Below are 23,067 nucleotides of genomic sequence, written 5' to 3'. Positions count from 1 at the left end.
ACTGGAATCACTCAGGATGCTTTTTCGTTAACGGTCATGATGAAAATGAGGGGATGCTCTTCCTGATTTTCGTAGAAATGAGGAACGTCCGTTCTGGCTGTCGCGGAACAGCCGGTATTGACCTGGTACAGACTATCTTTCATGCCAAGCATGAGCGTACCAGACTGCACATAGAGCAATTCAAATGTTCCCGAAGGATGACCCGGGGATTGAAACTTCTCTCCTGGCTGCAGTTCCCACAACCAGAGTTCGGTCATGTCAGGTCCTCCTGAACCGGCAAGAAGCCTTGCACTTCCCCCCTTGTCGCCTTTCCAGAGTTCAGGAATATCTGTATCAGCAATGATGCGAACGTCAGGCTTGCTGCTCACATCCACAAAATCTGCCACTGATACACTCATTGCTGCTGCAAGACGGCATAACATCGCAATACTTGGGTTGGCCTTACACCCTTCAATCTCTACCAGCATGCCTTTACTGACATTTGCTCGTCTGGACAATTCATCGAGCGATAATTTTTTTAACTTACGGTACTGCTTAATCCGGAGCGACACGGCTTCGTTCACGGTGATCACATCTGCCCCGGCATATGTCACTAAATTAACTTTTTTAGTCATTGGTCGATATCATGAAATAAATTGGTCATTATATGATTATTACGTGTTAACTGCCTCTCCGTCAATGGCCTCTAAGGTGTATGCTATTGCGTCCGTTTTCCGGGCACTCACTATCTAGGTGCAGGCCTCGCCACTACTGAGAATCCATAGGTTAGGGAAATGACACTGAAGGAAGCCTGTGAAGCCGTTCTGGCGGGCGCGCGGAACGGGCCGAGTCGCATCTTGCCGCGTGGGTAGAAGTGTTTCAGGCATTTGGTGCGAAATCTTAACGTACTCCGAGCTCCACTGATGCACTGCATAAGCCGGATTGTATTTAATTACGCCCTGTTGTATGGCATTTCGCATTATTTTGGTCAGATGCTGGCGCACGCATCCGGCGACGCCATGCACGCCTTTGTCGTCAATCGCCTTAACCAACTGCGCCAGATGCTGGGTTTCAACCTGAGCAATATCCATCGCGCTGATAGTAGAAAAAACACGGTGTTTCAGGCAGGTGAGGATTTTATTGGCATGAGCCTTCGACCAGAGTTTAAGGCTGCTGGTGTGCCAACTGAAAGGTGCGGGATTCATCAACGGCGGTGTTGTTCGTTTTGCGAAGCTGAGAGAGGTTGAATCTTGACGTTAGCAACTTACGCCCCGCATCGCGCTTTTCATAGACTTCCGCCAGCGTGGTGTGAGGCCAGACGGCTTTATTTACCGCCGAAGCGATAGCGGAAATAGCTTAGCGCCGCTGGTGGATACTGTCAGGTACAGGCCTTGCGAATCGGTGAGCTTGTAAGATTTTGCGAGAGTTTTCGCGGATCGGACTTTGCTGTCAGTTATCATATGAAGGTCACTCCGTTCGTCGAACAGAATGGCCCGCAATCTGACCCACAAATTCCGCGATACGAAGGGATAAATCAAAACGTATTGGAAAATATTTTCACGCCAACTTATTGAATGAAATAAATATATTTATTGATAAGGAGGCATAAAAAAGGAAAGGGTGTGCCAGGACTCGAGATCGCCAACAGAGCGCGAAAATACAAATGTTGAAACCGATACAAATTGAAAAAGCAGACCGATAATAGATCGGATCTGCTTTTACTTTACTGATTAACTGAGGCCATTACTTATTAGATAAAATTATGTTTTCTCCAGTTTATCCCAGACATAGGGTGGGGTATATTTTTCCCTGCATCCATCCAGATAATCCGACCACCACTGCATCATCGCTTTACGAGCATCTAGATATTCTGCTTTATGGATGTAAGCGGCTCGAACGCTGTTGCGTTCCTGGTGACTCATCTGACGTTCAACGGCATCTTGTGCCCACAGACCAGACTCCATCAGAGCACTACAGGCCATTGCCCGAAATCCGTGGCCGCAGATTTCATCTTTCGTGTCATAACCCATCAAGCGCAGCGCCTTGTTGACCGTGTTTTCGCACATTGGTTTATATGGATTATGGTCACCGGGGAATATCAGTTCCTGATGCCCGGATATATCCCGTATCTGTTTCAGTATAGCGATGGACTGACGGGAGAGGGGAACGATATGTGGCGTGCGCATTTTGGCACCACGCCCGGAATAACGCACGCTAGGAATGGATTCACGGGTAGCCGGAATGGTCCAGATTTTGTTTCTAAAATCGATCTCAGACCAACGGGCAAAGCGCAACTCGCTGGAACGGATGAACAGGTGCAGAGTAAGTGATACTGCCAAACGGGTTAATTCTCGCCCTTGCTTGTAGTCCTTAATGCGAGTCAATAGTTCCGGTAGTTTCTCCAGCGGAAGGGCAGGGTAGTGGCGTTTAACGGGCGGGGCGATAATGCCGTCCAGATTTGCCGCCGGGTTGTGCTCTATTAATTCCTGATGCACGGCATGACGCATGATGTTGCACATATGCTGCCGGGTACGAGCCGCCACTTCCAGCAAACCTTTTTTCTCAATCCCTTTCAGTAGGTCGATAAAATGACGTGGTTTTAGTTCAGAGACAGGTAGATGCCCAATGATTGGAAAAATATGGTTATCCATGCTGGCGAGCAGAAGGACGGCATGATTCTCAGACCATGCTTTGTTGCTTTTATGCCAGCTTAGTGCAACAGACTTGAAGGTTTCTTCTGGCAACGCAGTGGCTCTTTCAGCGGAGCGTTGTTGTGCTGGGTTGATATTCTGCACCAGTAGCTTACGGATACCGTCACGTTGTTGACGAGCATCAGCCAGAGAGACATCAGGATAAGCACCTAAGCCAAGGCGGGATTCTTTTCTATTGATACGATATTTGAGATACCAGAGACGTGAACCACCTGGATTAACTAAAAGGTATAGGCCGTGAGAATCAGAAACTTTGAAGGGCTTTGCGGATGGTTTTAAGTTGCGGATTTTTGTGTCGTTAAGAGACATATGGGGGTCACTCCATTATCGAACCAACCTGACCCCAAATCTGACCACCAAATTCTTCCGATGCAGAGGGAAAACTAAAAACGCATCGGAAAGGTTTTTCAAGCTAACTTATTGAATCTGAATCACATAGGGATTCGCAAAGATGCATGAAAATAAGAATTTGGCTCCTCTGACTGGACTCGAACCAGTGACATACGGATTAACAGTCCGCCGTTCTACCGACTGAACTACAGAGGAATCGTGTGAACGGGGCGAATAATAGCGGGGTATGAGGAACATGTCAAAGGGGGAAACAGCAAAATTGGATTGTTTGCTTACAGTTTGTGCAACTTGTTGAGATTTTTGGCTTTTCGTTCAACATTTACCCGTAAAACGGGTCTGATAGCCGGGAAAATGGCGGGCAGCGGTGTTGGTTCTCTGCCCGCCAGGGTGCTTACTGGGGCGCATCCGTCAGGACAAACATGCCATATGGGTGAATTTGCAGATAATAGCTATCGCCAGGAGCGGGTTGTAACTGTGTGGCATTGACTTGTAATAGCAATGATTGGCCCTGCCAATCGACTGATACTTCATATTGCGGCCCCATATAAGCCACTTTATTGATAGTGCAGCGCTGGCTTGGGTCACCTTGCTGGCTTAACGTAATGGCCTCTGGCCTTACACCGACCGTAGCTTGCTGATATCCATCAGCAAATCCTTGTGGGCGTGGAATGTGATAACCAAAAATTTCAACGCTATCACTGTTGATTCGTGCAGGGAATACGTTGGCATCACCCATAAAACTGGCCATAAAGTGAGAGGCAGGGTGGCGGTATAGCTCCTGTGGCGCACCGATTTGCATGATTTTGCCTTTATTCATCACCAAAACGGTATCAGACACGGCAAAAGCCTCGCTTTGGTCGTGCGTAACATACAGCGAAGTAATATTAAACTGCTGCTGCAATTCACGAATTTTATCGCGCATACTACGGCGTAGGTTGGCATCCAGGTTACTGAGCGGCTCATCAAACAATAGCACTTTAGGTTTTAGGATAAGGGCCCGCGCCAGTGCCACTCGTTGCTGTTGCCCGCCAGAAATCTGATCGACAAAACGATCAGCAAACCCGTCTAAATCAACCAACGCCAGTGCTTCTTTCACCCGCTCGCGAATTTCATCTTTCGGCCGCCCTAGCATTTTCAAACCATAACCAATGTTCTCGCCCAGTGACATATGCGGGAACAGGGCATAGGACTGAAACACCATACAGATATCTCGCTGCTGGATAGATCTGTCCGTGACATCTTCACCATCGATAAAAATTTGCCCGCCAGTGGGTTTTTCCAGCCCAGCGACCAGCCGTAATACGGTAGTTTTACCGCAGCCAGATGGCCCCAGCAGCGTGACCATTTCGCCTTTGGGGATAGCCAGATTTAAATCATCGATAACGGTATTGGTGCCAAAACGCTTGGTGACATGTTTGAGTTCGACAAAATGCTTTTTATCAGACCCATGATTTTTATCAGATTCATAGCTTTCGTTAGTCATTATGTTAAGCCTTATCAGTGCGCCGTTATTCAGCATTACTGGCTTTCGAGCGGGCAATACGCGCTTCGCCAACCAGGTAATCAAACAGGAAGATGATGGCAAGCATCACCACAATCAGGATGGAGCCATAGGCAATCGCGATACCGTATTCGCCATCTTCTACCCGGTTAAGGATGTAAGAGGTGGCGACTCGGGTATCCGGCGTTACCAGGAAAACAATGGCACTGACAGTGGTCATCGCCCGCACAAAGCTATAAATCAGCGCCGATAGAATCGCCGGGCGCAGTAATGGCAGCAAAATATAAATCACGGTACGTAGCGAACCGGCCCGCAAACTGAGTGAGGCCTCATCCAGCGATTTATCAAGTTGGCCCAGACCGGCAATCCCGGCGCGTATCCCGACGGGCACATTGCGCATCACCATTGAGATTATGACGATAGCTGCCGTACCGGTCAGGTAGACCGGAGCACTGTTAAAGGCCAAAATATAGGAGACGCCCGCCACAGTTCCGGGTACGGCGAAACAGAGCATGGTACTGAATTCGATGGTTTTTTTGCCACGAAATTGCTGACGTACCACGATATAGGCAATCAGCAGACCAAAGGCGGCCGTGATAGGTGCGGCAATACCGGCGTACAACAGTGTATCGAGCAGCGAAGGCCACGCGCCATCACTGAAACCTTGGCCAAATAACTGGTTGAAGTTATTGAGCGTCAGGGTGTAATCGACTCCCCAGTTGACGGTGAAACTGCCATAGAAAATACTGCCGTACAGCAATACGTTAAAGGCAATCCACACATATAACATGGCTGTTGTGCCCCAAACTAATGAGACCGGCAAGGGCTGAACATCACCGCGCGAAGATTTGCCGGAGATGGTGACGTAGGAGCGTTTGCCTATCCACATATACTGAATACAGAAGATAAACAGCGAGAACATCAGCAGGATGACACCCAGTGTCGACGCTGCCGGATAGTCAAGTTGTGCGCCGGTAATATAGAAGTAGATTTGCGTGGCGAGCACATCAAAGTTCCCGCCTAATACCAGTGGGTTACTGAAATCAGCCAGTGATTGCACGATGACAATTAAGAATGAGTTCGCCAGAGCCGGTTTCAATAGCGGCAGGAATACTTGCATAAAGGTCTGCCAACGGCTGGCCCGCAAGGTATAAGAGGCTTCTTCCAACGACGGGTGAATCGTTTTTATCGCACCATCGAGGATCATAAATGACATCGGCGTAAAGGCCAGTACTTGCGCCAACCAGATACCGGTAAAACCATAAAGCCAGTTAGTGTTTGTCAGCCCGAACCAGGTGACCATTAATTCGGTCACGTAACCGGAGCGGCCCATCATCAAGGTGACACCCAATCCAACCACAAAAGGCGGGGTGACAATCGGCAAAATCGAGAAAATTCGCCCCAGTAATGCTGAGCGTTTAGCAATTCGCGTGGTGTATATAGCTAACACCATGCCAAAGAAGGTACAGCCGATGCCGACCGCAACCGACAGCACAAACGAATTCCAGATAACTTGCAGGATATGAGCCTGCCCAAGGATCGCCATAAATTGCCAGGGCGCAAAAGCCCCACTTTCATCAGTAAAGATGGGAATAAAAATAGCGATACTGGGAAACAGGATAAAAACGGTGATAAGGGCAATAATGGTGACCAGCGAACCGAGGACAAAACGATCGCCCCCCAACCATTCAAGGCGAGCGAACGCCAGTGTAATGATAGCGCCCAGGGCAATAAACAAGCCGATAGTGGCAAAACCCAGCCCACGTTGCAGCCAGGCCGAAGTGATGACCACGAACAGAGCGCAGAATAGGGCGAAACCGGCATCAAACAGATGTCGGGTGCGGTGTTCGCGTCCTTGTGGGGACAGTGGCCGGAAAAGCAGCACTAATGGCAAGGCAAACCATAATGTGCTGATGTTCAGACTGGACCAGCCATAGGCGGCCAGTAGCTCAGAACGGCTGGCCTCAAGCAGACTATAATCCAAACTGAACGCGGGTAATAAGGCAAAAGCAGCCACGGCAAAGGCCAACCAATAGAAAATGGTATCCCGTGTCTGCGGGAGCCGCAGAGCATGTGAGTGAGTCATGGTGTTCCCCAGATCTAACCTTCACCCTTGACGCGACAGCGCGGTGCTGCCGCGCCAAGGGCTTGGTGATAGAAAAGCGATAAGTTATTTTATGGTTCGCTTATTGTGTGGGCTGCTATTTGCCCATCTTGACGTCATTAACCCATTTGGTGATCAGCTTCTTACGCATCTCGGTTGCACCGTAAGTGTCCATGTCGTAATTAATCAGTTTCAGATCATCAAGTTTGAGTGAGTTAGGGGAGGTCGCCGCTGTGGTATTGGTCAGGATCTGATAGGACTGACCTTTCTGCCATGCTAACTCTTGCGCGTCTTTTGACAGCACCCAGTCAACGAATAACTTGGCGTTATCCAGATTACGCGCGCCTTTCAGAATGCTGACACCCCCAATTTCATAGCCAGAACCCTCACAAGGCGAAATCAGTTTCAGGGGCGCACCTTTCTCTTTTTCCAGTGAGTAATCGTGCAGGAAACCAATACCAATGGTCGTTTCGCCGCGTGCGGCGTTACGTGCCGGGGCGATACCGGATTTGGTGTATTGCGACACGTTGGCATTGAGTTTTTTCAGGTAATCAAACGCAGCATCTTCACCCCATAATTGAGAGAAAGTAGCCAGCGCGGTGTAGGCAGTGCCCGAGCTTTGCGGATCGGCAATCTGGATTTCACCTTTGTAGATAGGGTTGGTCAGGTCTTTCCAGCATTTAGGTTCTGGCAGGCCCTTCTCTTTCAGGCGGTCAGTATTCACCCCCATCCCTAAAATACCGATATATACCGCAGAGGAGTAGTTACCTTTGCGTTTGGCCGGATCACGGAATTGCGGCATGATTTGCGCCAAATTTGGTGAGGCATAAGGATAAAGTAAATCCATTTCACCGGCCTGAGACTGTGGGTCCAGGGTACCGCCATACCAGACATCGGCCTGTGGGTTCTTTTTCTCTGCGTCTACTTTAGCGAGTGTGCTGCCGGAGCCATTGCGAATGAAGCTGGTTTTGACATCGTATTTTTCGCCGAACGCTTTGGCTTCTTCTTCACACATGGCATTGGTTGCGCTGCAATAAATCACCAAACGGCCTTCCGCTTGGACGACGGTGGTAACGGCGCTCAGTGCGAGACCTGCGGCGACCAGTGCTGATAGAGGTAAGAGTTTCATAACATTATCCTTTTTATTTCCTTTATGCGCCCATTACTGAGGCATAAAGGATTGTTGTTGTAGGTAGAGGTATGACTAACGTTGTTAACGTCCTTTTTTTATTTAACGTACTGCTTTCAATCGATTAATACCGGTCATTAACAGCGGCATTAATAACAATCCAACGCCTGCCGATGCCAGTGTTAGCGAAGCAAAAAAACCTTGCCAGCCATAATGTTGCAACACTTGCGCCAGCGGCCATCCCGCCAGCGCCGCACCGAGATAAGCAAATAACCCAAGAAACCCAGTGACCGTACCGGCAGCATCTTTATGGGTATATTCGGTGGCTGCCAGGCCAATGAGCATCTGTGGTCCAAAAACAAAAAAACCAATACTGAAAAATGTCACGGACAGTAGTGGATAGTTATGTACTGGCGCCAGCCACAGGGCCGTCATGGTCAGAAACAGCCCCAATGCGAATAACAAAATCATTGGTGCGCGCTGACCGCGAAATAATAAATCTGATCCCCAACCAGCAAATAGCGCCCCAAATAACCCGCCTAACTCAAATAGCGATAAGGTGGCATTGGCGCTAAGCAAATTGACTCCATGACTCTCCGCTAACCAAATGTTGCCCCAGTCATTGAGGGCGATGCGGATCAGATAGACCAGCACATAAGAAATCCCTAATAACCATATGGTGCGATTACGCAAAATGGCATCGCGAAAAATACGCCCCATCGGCATGGGGGGGCTTTGCTGCTCTTGCCACTGATCCTGCGGATCTCGCCGCCATTGGCCGATGGTCGGTAAACCTTGCTGTTGCGGCTTGTCGCATAATTGCCAGCACAACCAAAGACCTAACACGATACCAATAGCGCCAGGCACTAACAGTGCGGCCTGCCAGCCGTAATGCGAGGCCAGAAAGGCCGATAACAGCGGTACTGCCGCGCCGCCAATACTGATGGAGGTATTCCAACATCCCCACCAGGTTCCACGCTCGTTGCGCGAGTACCAGGTACTCAGCAATTTGGCGCAGGGGGGCCATCCCCATCCCTGAAAGAAACCATTTAAAGTCCAGACCACCAACAAGGCGGGCAGGGAGTGGCACAGGGTAAACACCACATTCAGTATCCCGGTCATCATCAAACCGATGCCCATGATCCAACGTGCCTGGGTGCGGTCGCTGACAATACCGGACACAAATTTTGAGCCGCCATAGGCCAAATAGAATAGGGTGCCCAGTAAACCGATATCTCCTTTATCCAACCCCAATTCCAGTTGCATCACTGGCATGGCGTAGTTGACACTTTTACGTGTTAGATAAAAGGCGGCATAGCCCATCACCATTGCGGCCAGCAGGCGCGGTCGCCAGTAGCGGTAACGCGCATTCACCTGTTCCGGCGTCAAAGGCTCAGGGGGCAAAGTCTTTGACGACAATAGCGGTGCTGACATGGATTCCTCCGGTAATTATGTTGAGTGTAAGGAAGGAAAAAGTAAAAGAGATGAGACAAGTTTGTAGACGCTTAGGAATAATGCTTAGTTATGAGGGTTTTTTATCCCGTTCTGTGGGCGGGCTCACAGAGTCATGAGTACGGATATGGGTTGGCAGGTTAACTACCACGCGGGTTCCTAAGCGGCGTTGCAGTAGCCAGTCACCGCCCAATGCCCGTACCCGTTCTTCAATCCCGCGTAGACCAAATCCCCCGCCTTGTGGTTGTACGGGGATTCCCATGCCATCATCGCGCACTTCCAGGGTGATGATATTGTCGGACAGGCGCAAACTGACCTGAATATTGCTAGCATTAGCGTGCTTATTAATGTTGTTGAGCAGTTCTTGTACCAGCCGGTACAGCGTAAATATCACCATATCCTCACCGGGTGTCGCGGGTAGGGCATAATCCAATTGGAAATGAATCCCTTGTTCCGCGAAAGCAAACTCTTTCGCCAAATGGTGTAGGGCTTGATCAAGTGGCATTTCATCCAGTACCGGTGGGCGCAATTGGCGCAGCAGTTGGCGGGTGGTTTGATGGATTCGTTGCGATAAGCTGCTGATTTGATTAGCTGCAGATTGAGCCGCCGGTGAGGGTGCACTGCGGCTGACCAGCATGGCTTGAATTTGAATGGCGGTGATATTTTGGCCGATTTCATCGTGCAACTCACGGGCAATTTCTTTGCGCACATCTTCCTCGGTGCGCACTAACCGTTTCATTAATTTACGCCGGGTTTGTAGCTCTTGCTCCAATTGATTGCGATAACGATGCAGATGTTGAGCCAACTGTTGTTGGCGGCTGATGGCAATCCCCAGTGTCAGCCCTAGCAGTGCTTGAGTGGAGAGGAACAATTCCAGTTCCGCCAAATCATGGAATGCACCACTTGCCTGACGCGTCACGGTAATCATCAGGCTACCTAACACGGCTGCCAACACCCCACCTTGCCAGCCAAATTTATAAGCCATAAAGACATTGGGCAGAAAGACAAAAATCAGCAGTAGTCGCTCCATATTGGGAGCAATAGCTATTTGCACACAAACCCCAATAGCAAAAATCAGCGAGCACCAAATCAGCAGTGAGGTGCGCAGCGGTGGGTCTGGCATCTGTTGCGAGAACAAGTTTCGGATATGCTGCTGTTTTAAATATTCGTAGATGAGATAGGTAAACGGCACTAACAGAATGCCCCCGGTAAAAGTGGCAAGCAGTGTCTGGGTTAATGGTAAAGGCAGCCAGAAGCCCAGTACCAGCCCATGCAATACACTGTTACCGGTGACGGCAGCGAGTAACAGTAATAACCGCTGCCAGTAAAGGGTGTAATGGTGCCAAAAACGCTGGGTCAGTTCGGCGGGCAATAAACTCAGGAACGGTGACAACATAATCAACACAGCGGGTTGCAACTGTTCACTGTGCAGCCACCACAAGGCGACACACTCGGTCAGCAGCAACACTGACCAATAGCAGCGCGGCAGCAATATCATTAATGCCAGCCGTAAGCCTTGTGGCAGTAATAGAACCGCATGTAAACCATCATCACTGAGATAAAAACTGATGGTCCACAGCGCTAGCCAACTCAGTGAGAAGAAAATAGCCAGGAACAGCGATAGCCCCACTGAGCGCAGCTGCCACATGTCAGTTTCCCGCCAGCAACTGATGTTGCAGCGCAAAGTGCACCAGCTCGACGGTAGTTTCGCAATTCAGTTTGCCCAGAATATTGGCGCGATGAACATGGACAGTTTTGTGACTGAGAGACAATTGTTCGGCAATAGATTTGACGCTGATCCCATTGATCAGTAACTGGAAGACCTCTTTCTCACGTGGCGTCAAAATCGCCAGTTGTTGCGGCTGCTGTGGCATATGGCGCAGGGCGCGCAAAGCATCAGCGCACAGATAGAGACCGCCGCCATGAACGGTTCGTAGGGCTTGTACCAATTCATCCGGGCCACAGCGCTTAGTCAGGTAGCCACTGGCACCGGCATCCATCGCACTTTGTACAAATGCGGTGGTGTCATAAATACTCAAAATAATGGCGCGAAAATGTGGCATTTTTTGGCGCAGGCGTTTGAGCAGGCTAAGCCCGCTTTCGTCCGGCATCGAGATATCCATAACAGCAACATGTACATCGGTGTTGGGTAGATTGGCCCAAGCCTCTGCCGCCGAACCATACTCACCAATAATACGAATATCTTTTTCTAGCGATAACAACTGGGCAAAACCCGAGCGGACAACAATATGGTCATCTATCAACGCGACATTAATCATGATTTTTCATTATTACGGAACCCATACTGCATGATGCTGATCAATCATTTGCGTAGCAATAATTGTTATCAAAAATGTAAGAGGCTTAACAGATGCGGCCAAAATCTGACGGTGAAATAGGTAGTTTCCGGTGAAAAACGCTGCGCTCCACAAGATAGGTGTGGAGCGCGAAGCTGTGGGATGAGTGGAACTCAGTGGTGGTTATAGCGATTTTTTACTGCGGTAGATCCGTTGTGGTCGGCCCACTTTGCCATAAATAATCTCTGCTTGTAGTGCTTGATTCGCAGCACAGAATTCCAGATAACGACGAGCGGTGGTGCGGCTCAACCCAAGCATTTGCGCGACATTTTCAGCTGTGTACTCATCTGCAGTATAGCTGAATAGCGTCTGGATTTTATCCAGTGTCATTTGGTCGATACCCAGCGGTAATGTCACTTTTTGCTCGCCACGAGCATAGGTGTTGTACATTTCATCAATCTGGCGTTGATTGACCTTGGTACCATCTTGCAAGACTTGATGACGATGGCTGTAGCGGGCCAGGGATTGTTCCAACCGTTCGTAAGCCACTGGTTTTATGAGATAATCAAAAACCCCATAACGGATAGCTTCGGAGACAGTTTCGCTGTCACTGGCTGCGGTGACGAAAATAATACCGCCAGAGAATCCCTGTAAGGTCAGTTCACGCAATAATTCTAAACCACTGCCATCGGGTAGATAGTTATCCAGCAGAATTAAATCAGGGTGAAAGCGAGCCACCATGCTGCGGGCTTGCTGCAAATTACCCGCCAGCCACACTTCATGGCAATGGCTGCTTTGTTTGATAAATTCGGCATGCATTTCTGCCAGTGGTGTTTCATCTTCTACCACTAAAATATTAAGACATTCCATGGGATCTCCCTGTCTTTGAGATCAATGCGTCTTCGGAATAAAGACTGTAAATAAGGTGCCGCGCGGCGGATTCTCTTCTATTGTGATGGTGCCACCACTTTGCTGAACATAGGTGGCCACCAGATACAGCCCAATACCATGTTCATCTGAATTTTTAGTGCTGATACCCCGCTCGAACAGGCTATCTTGTAACTGTGGCTCAATTCCGCAGCCATGATCGGCGACTTCTAAAATCACATCATCACCCTCATCAGACAGATAAATTTCAATTTGTTTATCGCCCTCAGGGTTTTTTAAGCTGGCCTCAAAGGCATTATCGAGCAGATTTCCCATGATAGCGGCCAGTTCATTTTCACCAATATTGGTAGGTAACTGACCTAGCTGGCAGCCGGGGACAAAGTTCAAATTGAGCCCTAACTCTTTGGCCCGATGGTATTTACCAAATAATAATGCGGCAATCTGTCGGTTATTGAATCCGGTGCGCAGCATATCAATCAGCGCCTGATGGGAGGACGACTCGGTTTTCACCATCTCCAACGCCCGGTCAAACTCTTTCATTTGCAACAACCCACTCAGAGTTGACATCCAGTTCAGATGCTCATGGCGCACCGTACGTAGATTCTCGACATACTGCTTGATCTGGCTGAGTTGAGCACTGAGAGTATGGATATCATCCTGGCTGCGAAAACTCACCACCCAACCCTGAAACACACCATCCTCCGACCAAATACCCGCGCGGTTGGCGATGGCATTTAAGCCATTAAAGGTACAGAGTTCATCCTGGCGATTTTCACCACTTTGATCGAGGAAGAAGTGGTCAGGAGAGACGACTTCACTGACTTTACGACCAATCAGTTGTTGTGGCGTAGCAAGAATATGCAGCATTTTACGCGCATTTTGATTGATTGCAGTGATCTTTCCCTCAGGATCAACCGCTAACAACCCTTCAAATACTGCACCGAACAAGGCTTCTTGCTGGCGCAACACTCGCGCTATTTCTTTGGGTTCCATTCCCATCATCTGGTGGCGGATATGATGAGCAAACAGCCATGACAGTAACAATAATACGGCAAGTACCAGGATGAAAGAGTGGGTCAGTGGCAGCAGATAAATCAGCCGCCAGTGGTCTATTTTGCTGATCAGATATCCCAGAGAGACGACGCCAATGATTTTTCCCTGTTCATCGCGTATGGGGGTTTTGGCGCGCATGGCTTCACCCATAGAGCCTTTGCCAAAAATAATGTAGCTCTCGCCCCTTTCCAGTGCGCCGGGTTTGGTCCATTGCATTGGATGGCCAATCATCTCGGGATTGGGGTGATACAGACGAATAGATTGAGTATCACCAATGACGAGGTAATCAAGATCGGAAGTACTCCCGAGTCGGCTGACGATTTGGGCCAATTGTGCCTTATCGCGGTGCTTCACGGCATTGACTACGGAATCCATCGACGCAATGATTTTTGCCTGATTCATCGCTGTTTTGCTGACTTGATCGAGTAGGTATTGCTCAAAATTATGGCTGAGAAAGCGATCCAGCGCGCCGATCAGCAGAATAGAGACGGTCAAGAGCAGCAGAAATATACGTAGCGGGAAGGCCATGTTTCGCAACCGGCTCCACATTCGGCCACGCCATTTTAATTTGCCTGATAGAGAAACATCGGCAGAGGGGATCGACACATTACTCACCTTATTTAACATATGGGCTATGTACTGGCGTTAACATAAGTTAATTTAAGAAATAATTAAATAGCTAAGAGAAATAAAAATATATATTAATAATTAAGAAAATTAAAACCATTAAATAAATTATATTTACTCTCTTATATGTGAAATAGGTCAATTAACCACGTTGTTTTTATGTTTAGCATGTACTCATAAATTAATTAAAATTAAAAATAAACCCGATTAATTTATTTTAACTTGTTGTTTTTATGTGGATTTAATATTTAAAAGTAGAATTATTATTTATTTTTTTCTGATAGATCAACTTGTTTTTTATTTGTTATGTAAACGTTATGGTAGAGAGTGAATCATGGATACGGTATTTAATCGAATTAATCGTTCAGACCATCAGAAGATTGCAGAAATAACACGCTTCTTGCGTGCAAATGATCTGAATATAGACACCACTGTTGAGGTGTTTATTACCGTAAGCCGTAATGAAAAGCTAGTGGCCTGTGGTGGCATTGCGGGTAATATTATCAAATGCGTGGCCATCAGTGAGCAAGTGAGAGGTGAGGGGCTGGCGCTGATTCTGGCCACCGAGCTGGTCAATCTGGCCTATGAGCGCCATCACAGCCATCTATTTATTTATACCAAAACTAAAAACGAGAGCCTATTTAAAGCTTGCGGCTTTTATCCTATAGCGAGTGTCCCTGGCATTGTGGTGTTGATGGAAAATAGCGACTGCCGCCTGCAGCGCTATGCCAAACAATTAAGTCAATTACGTCAGCCAGGGCAGAAAATTGGCAGTATCGTCATGAATGCCAACCCATTTACTCGCGGGCACCAATATTTGGTTCGGCAGGCCGCCGCGCAGTGTGATTGGCTGCACCTATTTTTGGTGAAAGAAGACAATTCACGTTTTCCATATGAAGACCGACTGCAATTAGTGCTTGAGGGCACCCAAGATATTGCCAATCTTACGGTACATCCCGGCTCGGAATATATGATCTCCCGTGCCACTTTCCCTTGTTACTTTATTAAAGATCAAGGCGTGGCTGATGACTGTTATACCGAAATTGACCTAAAAATATTCCGCCAATATTTGGCTCCGGCATTGGGTGTGACGCACCGCTTTGTCGGAACTGAGCCGTTCTGTACCGTGACCGCTAAATATAACCGCGATATGAGCTTCTGGTTGGAGACATCGTCATTGCCATATCCACCTCTTTCGCTGGTAGAAATTGAACGTCTTAAATATCACAACACTGCTATTTCAGCTTCTTGGGTGCGCAAACTACTGGCGCTGGGGGATAGCGAAACCATTCGTAAATTAGTCCCTCCCGCCACCTGCAATTACCTACAGCGATTGTTGACACAACGCGCGCAAAAAGCGGCCAATACGGAAAAAAACTCAGCATTAGCAAAGAGTTCAGCCCCGTTTTAACTGATTAAAGAGAACTGATTAAAGCAGGGCGCAAAGAAAGATAGGGACTGATATCTAAGTCAGTAACCACGAATTTGAAGATAAGTTAATCAGGTGAAAAATGAAAATTATCAGAGAGGCCGTCGCCGGAACGTTGGAATCGAGCGACGTTATGGTGCGCATCGCGCCATTAAATCCACCCGAAATAGATCTGCAAATACACAGCAGTGTGGACAAGCAGTTTGGTGACGCCATTCGCTATAGCGTACTGGCGTTGTTGGAACAGTATCGGGTTACCGGAGTGCAACTGATTATTGACGATAAAGGCGCGTTGGATTGCGTTTTGCAGGCACGGCTGGAAACTGCGTTGCTACGAGCCTGCGATGAAAAAATTCTGCCATGGAGAGCGCATTGATGAAACTTGAAATGAAAAACAGAATGCGCCGCAGCATGTTATTTGTTCCCGGCGCTAATGCTGCAATGGTCAGTAATGCATTTATTTATCAAGCAGATGCGTTGATGTTTGATCTGGAAGACTCCGTCATTCTGCGCGAAAAAGATGCTGCTCGTCGCTTGGTCTATCACGCCTTGCAGCATCCGCTTTATCAGGATGTAGAAACCATCGTTCGGGTTAATGCATTGGACTCGGCTTATGGTCTGGCCGATTTAGAGGCCGTGGTGCGTGGTGGCGCGGATATCGTGCGTTTGCCGAAAACCGATAACGCGAAAGATGTCGAGGATATGGCGCGTGAAATCAGCCGTATTGAATCAGAATGTGGCCGTGAAGTGGGTAGCACCGGCTTACTCGCCGCCATTGAGTCAGCACAAGGTATCACTCAAGCGCTAGCGATTGCGCAGGCATCACCGCGTTTAATGGGGATTGCGCTGGGAGCGGAGGATTATGTCCGCAACTTACGCACTGAGCGCTCTCCAGAAGGGATTGAGCTGCTATTTGCTCGTTGTTCAATATTGCAGGCTGCCCGTGCGGTAGGGATTCAGGCTTTTGACACCGTGTATTCTGATGCCAATAACGAAGCGGGTTTTTTGCAGGAAGCCGCGCTTATCAAACAACTGGGTTTTGATGGTAAGTCGTTGATAAACCCACGTCAAATAGAACTGTTACACAACCTCTATGCACCAACTGAGAAAGAAGTCCGCCATGCCCAGGCCGTGGTTGATGCTGCTGCGGCGGCAGAAGCTGAAGGGCGTGGTGTGGTTTCTCTGAACGGCAAGATGGTGGACAGCCCAGTGATTGAACGGGCGCGGTTGGTTTTACAACGTGCGGTCAGTGGCCTGCGTGAGGAATAAGAGATGAATAGGCAACAACGAGTAGAAAGTTTAAGCCACAGTCAGGATAACGGCCCGGTATATCATCGCCCGTATCAGAACACCTCTAAAGCGAATTTACAGGCGCAGAAGCCACGCAATATCAAGATGTGTGATTCATTGGAAAATGTGATTCGCCGTAGTGGATTGCAAGATGGCATGACTATTTCCTTCCACCATGCTTTCCGTGCCGGTGATTTGACCTTAAATCTGGTGATGAATTCGATTGCCGCGATGGGCTTTAAAAATTTGCGTCTGGCCTCTAGCTCTTTGAGCGATTGCCATTCGCCGTTGGTCGAGCATATCCGCAATGGTGTGGTCAGTGAAATCTACACCTCGGGTATGCGCGGGCCGTTGGCGGAGGAGATATCACGCGGATTATTAGCCAAACCGGTACAGGTTCATTCCCACGGTGGCCGCGTTAATTTGATTGAGTCTGGCGAACTGACCATCGATGTCGCTTTTATCGGGGTGCCGGCTTGTGATGAATTCGGTAATACCAATGGTTTTAGCGGCGCTGCCTGTTGTGGCTCATTGGGTTATGCGCGAGTTGATGCTGAATATGCCGGTTGTGTGGTGCTGTTAACGGAAGCCGTGGTGGCATATCCGCATCATCCGGCGAGCATTGCTCAGGATCAGGTTGATTTGATTGTGCAGGTAGAGCAAGTGGGTGATGCCGACAAGATTGGCGCTGATACCACCAGAATGACTTCCAATCCTCGTGAGTTGCTTATTGCCCGCCGTGCGGCCGAGGTGATTGCCGGTTCGGGTTATTTTGTCGATGGTTTCTCTTTGCAGACCGGCACTGGCGGGGCATCGCTGGCAGTAACACGTTTCCTCGAAGATAAAATGCTACGCCGCAATATCACGGCCGCTTTTGCACTGGGTGGCATCACCTCAACCATGGTGGATTTGCACGAAAAAGGGCTGATTACCAAGCTGTTGGATGTGCAAAGTTTTGACAAGCAGGCCGCCTCTTCGCTGGCTCGTAACCCACGTCATATCGAAATCAGTGCGAATCAATATGCTAATTTTAGCTCGAAAGGCGCATCAGTCGATCGGCTAGATGTGGTGGTGCTTAGCGCGCTGGAAATTGACACCGGTTTTAATGTCAACGTGTTGACCGGTTCTGATGGTGTGCTGCGCGGTGCTTCCGGCGGCCATTGTGACACTGCGGTTGCCGCTCGACTGTCAATCATTGTCGCCCCATTAGTCCGTGGCCGTATCCCAACCTTGGTCAAGGACGTAACCACTTGCGTCACGCCGGGTTCCAGTGTCGACATTTTAGTGACCGATCACGGTATCGCGGTAAATCCGACACGACCAGAACTGGCCGAACGTTTGCAGCAAGCGGGTTTGCCGGTAGTCACCATCGACTGGCTCTATCAGCGCGCGCTGATTCTGACCGGTGAACCTCAACCGATCAAATTTACCGACCGGGTGGTGGCGGTGGTGCGCTATCGCGATGGTTCCGTGATTGATGTTGTTCATCAGATACAGGAGTAGACGATGAATACACTTTCCCCTGCATTAGCCGCTAACCGGCCGATCAGTTTGCCGGAATTGCTGACCAGCCGTGAGTCGCGCCAGAGCCGACAACAGGCCTGGTTATCGCGCCATCAAGTCACGTTGATTTCACTGACACTGGTAGCTCCGGGAGCGGTCAAAGATAACCCATTGACTCGCAAGCTGTTTGCACTGGCGTGGCAGGCCATTACAGCATTGAGCCAACAGCAATATTGGCCGGTGTTGCAGCAAGAAGTGTTCCCGTTACCGACCGGCTGTGAGGGCTTGATAGCGGTTGATTTGCCTGCCGAACAAGTGAAAGACGCAGCATTGTTGCTGGAGCTAAAGCATCCACAGGGCAGGTTATGGGACATCGATGTGCTGGATGTTTCAGGGCGAATTTTGTCACGCCGTGATGTGGGCTTAGCGCCACGCCGCTGCTTGCTGTGCCATCGCCCAGCTAATGTGTGCGCCCGGGCACAGACGCACACCATTGACGAATTATTGGTCCAGATGGAGTTGATGCTCAATGCTACCTCTGCAACGCACTGACGAGATGGTGGTTTCGTCGCCTGCCTTGGGGGCAAGTGATGATTTCAGCAAAAAGTACGGCGCATTAGCTTATCGGGCGATGCTAGCTGAAGTTAATCTGACACCCAAACCTGGCCTGGTGGATTGCGTTAACTGCGGTGCGCATCAGGATATGACGCTGCAAGATTTTTATCACAGCGCTGATGCTATCGCGCCGTGGTTGCCTCGTTTTATCGAACAGGGTATGCGCTACAACCATTTGCAGGGTCAGGCAGCGCTTAATAGCTTGCGGCCATTAGGACTGGCTTGCGAAAACAGCATGTTTCAGGCGACCAATGGCGTCAACACCCATAAAGGTAGCGTTTTTTCTCTGGGGCTGATTTGCTGCGCACTTGGGCGATTAAGGGCGCGAGCGCAATCGATTAGCGCTGAGGCGGTGTGTCAAGAGGCCGCCAGCTTATGCCGTGGGCTGACTGAGCGCGAACTACGCCAATCGAATCCACAACAAACCGCCGGGCAGCGCCTGTTTTATCAATATGGCCTGACGGGCGCGCGGGGTGAGGCTGAATCCGGCTTTGCCACGGTGTTAACCCATGCTTTACCCGCGTACCGGCGCTTATTAGCCGACGGGGCGCAACCTGACCATGCCTTATTGCATACTTTGCTGATTTTGATGTCCATCAATCGCGATACCAATGTGGTTTCCCGTGGCGGTATGGCGAGTTTGCAATGGTTACAACAACAGGCAACAGAACTGTTGGCCTCACTCTCGGCGGCAGGGATGAATGATCCTCTCAGCCTGTGGCGAGTGCGCAGGTTTGATGCCCAATGTATCGCCCGCAACCTTAGCCCTGGGGGCAGTGCTGACCTGCTGATCCTGACCTGGTTTCTGGCGCAATTTCCCCATCATCTCCCTCACAAAAATAATAACGTTGTTATTGAACCAGTAACAGCTATTGAACCAGTAACGGCTATTGGGCCAGTAACAGGTATAGGAGTCTCTCTATGTTGAAGTCGCAAGAGAAATTATGGAAAGCGCTCGCGCCTTTTGTGGTGCTGGCCGTTCTGCTGTTGATCCCAACCCCGGAAGGCATGCCACCACAAGCTTGGCGCTATTTTGCGATTTTTGTCGCCATGATTGTCGGTATGATTTTAGAGCCAATTCCTGCCACGGCGATAAGCTTTATCGCGGTGACAATTTGCGTGCTAAGTTCTGACTGGGTGCTATTTAGTGCTGCCGAAGTGGCAGATACCAGCTTCAATGGCGGTAAAGAGTCATTGAAATGGGGGCTGGCAGGATTCTCCAGTACCACCGTCTGGCTGGTATTCGGGGCATTTATCTTTGCGCTGGGCTATGAAGCCACCGGGCTGGGCCGACGTATTGCCTTGTTCATGGTGAAATTCATGGGTAGGCGGACACTGACCTTGGGTTATGCCATTGTCATTATTGATATTCTGCTGGCACCCTTTACGCCATCGAATACTGCCCGTACCGGCGGCACCGTATTTCCGGTGGTGAAAAACTTACCACCTCTGTTTGACTCCTATCCCCATGATCCGTCGTCGCGGCGCATTGGTGGTTATCTGATGTGGATGATGGTGATTGGTACCAGTATCAGCTCCTCCATGTTTGTTACAGGCGCGGCACCTAACGTATTGGGTATTGAGTTTGTTAATAAAATAGCTGGTGTTCATATCGGCTGGATGCAGTGGTTCCTGGCCTTTCTGCCGGTTGGATTGATTTTACTGATTGTTGCGCCGTGGCTCTCCTATGTGCTGTATAAACCCGGTGTCACTAAAAGTGATGAAGTGGCAGCGTGGGCACAAACGGCACTCAGTGAAATGGGGGGGTTGACCCGCAAAGAGATAACCCTGATTGGTTTGGTCCTGTTGAGTCTATGTTTGTGGGTGTTTGGCAGTAAGTTCATTGATGCCACTGCCGTGGGTTTGCTGGCGGTATCGTTGATGTTGGCGCTGCATGTCGTGTCGTGGAAAGATATCACCCAATATTCCAGTGCCTGGAATACGTTGGTGAATCTGGCGATCTTAGTGGTGATGGCAAATGGCCTGACTCGCTCTGGTTTCATTGATTGGTTTGCCAATACCATGAGCACCCACCTTGATGGCTTCTCACCGAATATGACGGTGGTGGCATTGGTGCTGGTGTTCTATTTCTCTCACTACCTGTTCGCGAGCTTGTCTGCTCATACTGCCACCATGCTGCCGGTGATTTTAGCTGTCGGTAAGGGATTGAGTGGCGTACCAATGGAGCATCTATCCATGCTGTTGGTGCTATCCATCGGGATCATGGGGGTGTTGACGCCGTATGCTACCGGGCCAGGGGTGATTATCTATGGCTGCGGCTATGTGAAATCCAAAGATTACTGGCGCTTAGGGGGGATCATGGGGGTGTTCTACATCAGCATGCTGTTGCTGGTTGGGTGGCCAATTATGAGTCTATGGTATTGATTTAAAATTATTAATAAGGTTAATGACAAAGTACGTGCTGCGGTGAAAACAGGTAGATCGTAAAGACGCCGTCAATGCGTCCTTGTAGGCTCGAGCCGCACCATCCCTGGCGCGGACGCTTTACTCTTCTGCCTGTCCTCCCCACCAGAGCTCCTGTCATTGAGGTTTGTCTGCAAGCTGATTAATCTTGTGAGTCGGGCCAGTCAGCGGCCCGACTTATTTATGTCAGATGATGAGCTGATGGGTTAGCCGGTATAAACGCCAAAGACTCTGGATAGCCACAGGGATAGAGTTGTTGACCGGCAATAAACAGTGCAGCAATAGAAACCGTACCGCCGGTTGCCAGCGAGTAAATCCCCGAGTTATGGCTAGGGGGCGTCAAAATAGCCTTAACTTTGAACCATAGCCGTTTCCAGAGGTAAATCAATCCATACTGCACCTGCAATCGCACTAAAGCAGACGGCACGCCGATAGCCAACAAAATTGCCAGGGTAAAAACTAAAATGAATGTATCCATAAGGTGAAATCCCTTAAATTATGAATAGACAATCACCATTAAATGCAGAGCAAAAGATAGGATTTATCGGGTAATAAATATGGTGTAACTTGAGGTGGCTAACGTTTTAGCTCAAATGGCGGGGTTCTAATATTGTGGCAAACGAGGTTAGCTACTAATATACCGGTTATTCTTCAAGCAGCATGTGCGTTGGCTGTCTCCATTACTCGGCCCGTCCATGGGCCTCGCCTCTGCGAGGCCGCTGCAAACAGCGTTCAAATCTGCTCCTGGCTGATTTGTCACCCCAGTCACCTACTTGTGTAAGCTTCTGGAGACTCACTCAGTTGACGCTTTCCTGCAACTAGAATCATCTAGGGTGCAAAACGCTATAAATCAACATGAATAGGATAACGCGTGACCTCAGTATTTATCCGTAATTTTACTTTTGCTGCACTCCCAGCCGCCGGTTTGAATGACCAACCTCAGTTTCATGGGCTTTTGGCTAAATGTGATTTTGATGTGAATGAATATAGGGATGAGCTATTTGCAGTGTATGGCATTGCGTTTCCTGGCAGTTTACAAAAAGCCGTTACAAAACGGCGTGCTGAATACCTGGCAGGGCGCTTTGTTGCCAGACAGGTATTGAATATGCTGGAGGCTCGCGATTACCCATTGGTAAATGGTATCGACCGCGCCCCACTTTGGCCGATCGGTTTGATTGGTAGCATCAGCCATAATAATCAACGCGCTTTGTGTACCGCACAGATAATAACACCCGCTGGAGAGGCTATTGAAGCCAGTTCACGTCGGCATGGTATTGGTCTGGATATCGAGAGTTTAATTGCTGTTGAAAGAGCAGCTAACTTATGGCCGGGTATTCTCAGTCAAGAGGAGCATCATTGTTTCCAGGATGGGCTATTACCTTTTAACCAATTGCTGACATTAGCTTTTTCCGCGAAAGAGAGTTTATTTAAAGCGGTCTATCCGCAACTTGGGCGTTATTTTGATTTTCTTGAAGTGAAGCTATTGAGTTATTCATTGGAAACCGGGCGTTTTGAATTGCAGTTATTGCGAGAATTAAGTGAAGATTTCCCCTCTGGCCGTTGTTTTATCGGATGTTTCACATTAAACGACAGTGATGTGCAGACATTTATTGCTTACTAATTCTGAGCAATTTGCTATCACTGAAAAAGAGCCAGCTCTTTTTTATCAGTTATCCTCCTATTTAGTGCCTCAATTTAAATTTCAAAAATAGGT

At 49.0% G+C, this 23,067-nt stretch carries 19 protein-coding genes, 1 tRNA gene and 1 pseudogene; 8 read left to right on the top strand and 13 right to left on the bottom strand.

Translation table 11 applies throughout. The features are described from left to right. Window positions 1-11: 11 nt before the first annotated feature. The 12 genes and pseudogenes from ACF3VQ_RS12705 to dpiB form a co-directional block, all read right to left on the bottom strand. Entirely contained in the window at window positions 12-614 is a 603-nt protein-coding gene (locus ACF3VQ_RS12705) for an XRE family transcriptional regulator (protein WP_392431294.1), read from the bottom strand. Between the two features lie 297 nt (window positions 615-911). Beyond that, a pseudogene (locus ACF3VQ_RS12700) lies at window positions 912-1,439 on the bottom strand (tyrosine-type recombinase/integrase); the annotation flags it as partial. Window positions 1,440-1,739: 300 nt separating this feature from the next. Further along, window positions 1,740-2,999 carry a tyrosine-type recombinase/integrase gene (locus tag ACF3VQ_RS12695; protein WP_392431293.1) on the bottom strand — a complete coding sequence of 420 codons (1,260 nt, stop codon included), beginning with the start codon at window positions 2,997-2,999 and terminating at the stop codon, window positions 1,740-1,742. Between the two features lie 161 nt (window positions 3,000-3,160). Further along, a tRNA-Asn gene (locus ACF3VQ_RS12690) sits at window positions 3,161-3,236 on the bottom strand. 196 nt (window positions 3,237-3,432) lie between these two features. Then, the gene (gene fbpC, locus ACF3VQ_RS12685; RefSeq protein WP_392431291.1) at window positions 3,433-4,524 is read right to left on the bottom strand and encodes a ferric ABC transporter ATP-binding protein; all 1,092 of its coding nucleotides are present in this window, start codon (window positions 4,522-4,524) and stop codon (window positions 3,433-3,435) included. Window positions 4,525-4,549: 25 nt separating this feature from the next. Next, window positions 4,550-6,628, bottom strand: coding sequence for an ABC transporter permease (locus ACF3VQ_RS12680; RefSeq protein ID WP_392431289.1), 2,079 nt, complete (start codon window positions 6,626-6,628; stop codon window positions 4,550-4,552). Window positions 6,629-6,743: 115 nt separating this feature from the next. Beyond that, a complete protein-coding gene (locus ACF3VQ_RS12675) occupies window positions 6,744-7,775 on the bottom strand; it encodes an ABC transporter substrate-binding protein (protein WP_075337605.1) in 1,032 nt (343 codons plus the stop codon). Window positions 7,776-7,877: 102 nt separating this feature from the next. Beyond that, window positions 7,878-9,209, bottom strand: coding sequence for an MFS transporter family glucose-6-phosphate receptor UhpC (gene uhpC / locus ACF3VQ_RS12670; RefSeq protein ID WP_392431287.1), 1,332 nt, complete (start codon window positions 9,207-9,209; stop codon window positions 7,878-7,880). An 88-nt stretch (window positions 9,210-9,297) separates the two neighbouring features. Continuing rightward, the gene (locus ACF3VQ_RS12665; RefSeq protein WP_392431285.1) at window positions 9,298-10,875 is read right to left on the bottom strand and encodes an MASE1 domain-containing protein; all 1,578 of its coding nucleotides are present in this window, start codon (window positions 10,873-10,875) and stop codon (window positions 9,298-9,300) included. A gap of 1 nt (window position 10,876) precedes the next feature. Continuing rightward, window positions 10,877-11,506 carry a response regulator transcription factor gene (locus ACF3VQ_RS12660; protein WP_005168584.1) on the bottom strand — a complete coding sequence of 210 codons (630 nt, stop codon included), beginning with the start codon at window positions 11,504-11,506 and terminating at the stop codon, window positions 10,877-10,879. A gap of 201 nt (window positions 11,507-11,707) precedes the next feature. After that, window positions 11,708-12,394, bottom strand: coding sequence for a two-component response regulator DpiA (dpiA, locus tag ACF3VQ_RS12655; RefSeq protein ID WP_392431282.1), 687 nt, complete (start codon window positions 12,392-12,394; stop codon window positions 11,708-11,710). A gap of 21 nt (window positions 12,395-12,415) precedes the next feature. Further along, window positions 12,416-13,993, bottom strand: a complete 1,578-nt coding sequence (gene dpiB / locus ACF3VQ_RS12650; RefSeq protein ID WP_392435566.1) for a sensor histidine kinase DpiB — start codon at window positions 13,991-13,993, stop codon at window positions 12,416-12,418. A gap of 433 nt (window positions 13,994-14,426) precedes the next feature. Here dpiB and citC point away from each other — a divergent pair, with 433 nt between their 5' ends. The 7 genes from citC to ACF3VQ_RS12615 all read left to right on the top strand — a co-directional run bounded on the left by citC (window position 14,427) and on the right by ACF3VQ_RS12615 (window position 21,314). Next, on the top strand, window positions 14,427-15,503 hold the full coding sequence (gene citC / locus ACF3VQ_RS12645) for a [citrate (pro-3S)-lyase] ligase (RefSeq protein ID WP_392431281.1): 1,077 nt from the start codon (window positions 14,427-14,429) through the stop codon (window positions 15,501-15,503). A 100-nt stretch (window positions 15,504-15,603) separates the two neighbouring features. After that, window positions 15,604-15,897, top strand: coding sequence for a citrate lyase acyl carrier protein (gene citD / locus ACF3VQ_RS12640; RefSeq protein WP_019080909.1), 294 nt, complete (start codon window positions 15,604-15,606; stop codon window positions 15,895-15,897). After that, on the top strand, window positions 15,897-16,790 hold the full coding sequence (locus ACF3VQ_RS12635) for an aldolase/citrate lyase family protein (protein ID WP_392431278.1): 894 nt from the start codon (window positions 15,897-15,899) through the stop codon (window positions 16,788-16,790). Before citD ends, ACF3VQ_RS12635 begins: the two co-directional genes overlap by 1 nt. A gap of 3 nt (window positions 16,791-16,793) precedes the next feature. Next, window positions 16,794-18,314 (top strand): citrate lyase subunit alpha, encoded by a 1,521-nt coding sequence (citF, locus tag ACF3VQ_RS12630; RefSeq protein WP_392431276.1) that lies wholly within the window; start codon window positions 16,794-16,796, stop codon window positions 18,312-18,314. A 3-nt stretch (window positions 18,315-18,317) separates the two neighbouring features. Next, entirely contained in the window at window positions 18,318-18,866 is a 549-nt protein-coding gene (citX, locus tag ACF3VQ_RS12625) for a citrate lyase holo-[acyl-carrier protein] synthase (RefSeq protein WP_075337597.1), read from the top strand. Beyond that, window positions 18,844-19,857 carry a triphosphoribosyl-dephospho-CoA synthase CitG gene (gene citG, locus ACF3VQ_RS12620; protein WP_392431274.1) on the top strand — a complete coding sequence of 338 codons (1,014 nt, stop codon included), beginning with the start codon at window positions 18,844-18,846 and terminating at the stop codon, window positions 19,855-19,857. The genes citX and citG overlap by 23 nt, the downstream gene beginning before the upstream one ends. Next, the gene (locus ACF3VQ_RS12615; RefSeq protein ID WP_392431272.1) at window positions 19,851-21,314 is read left to right on the top strand and encodes an anion permease; all 1,464 of its coding nucleotides are present in this window, start codon (window positions 19,851-19,853) and stop codon (window positions 21,312-21,314) included. The genes citG and ACF3VQ_RS12615 overlap by 7 nt, the downstream gene beginning before the upstream one ends. Window positions 21,315-21,534: 220 nt before the next feature. Here ACF3VQ_RS12615 and ACF3VQ_RS12610 read toward each other — a convergent pair whose 3' ends face one another. After that, a complete protein-coding gene (locus tag ACF3VQ_RS12610) occupies window positions 21,535-21,831 on the bottom strand; it encodes a hypothetical protein (RefSeq protein WP_392435774.1) in 297 nt (98 codons plus the stop codon). A gap of 393 nt (window positions 21,832-22,224) precedes the next feature. Between ACF3VQ_RS12610 and ACF3VQ_RS12605 the strand changes: the two genes are divergently transcribed. Next, window positions 22,225-22,974 carry a 4'-phosphopantetheinyl transferase gene (locus ACF3VQ_RS12605; protein ID WP_392431270.1) on the top strand — a complete coding sequence of 250 codons (750 nt, stop codon included), beginning with the start codon at window positions 22,225-22,227 and terminating at the stop codon, window positions 22,972-22,974. Window positions 22,975-23,067: the final 93 nt, after the last annotated feature.

The sequence above is a fragment of the Yersinia fenwicki genome, assembly GCF_043099325.1.
Classification (GTDB): domain Bacteria; phylum Pseudomonadota; class Gammaproteobacteria; order Enterobacterales; family Enterobacteriaceae; genus Yersinia.
Note: the sequence above shows the minus strand (reverse complement) of the source record. Positions and strands in the feature narration are given on the sequence as shown.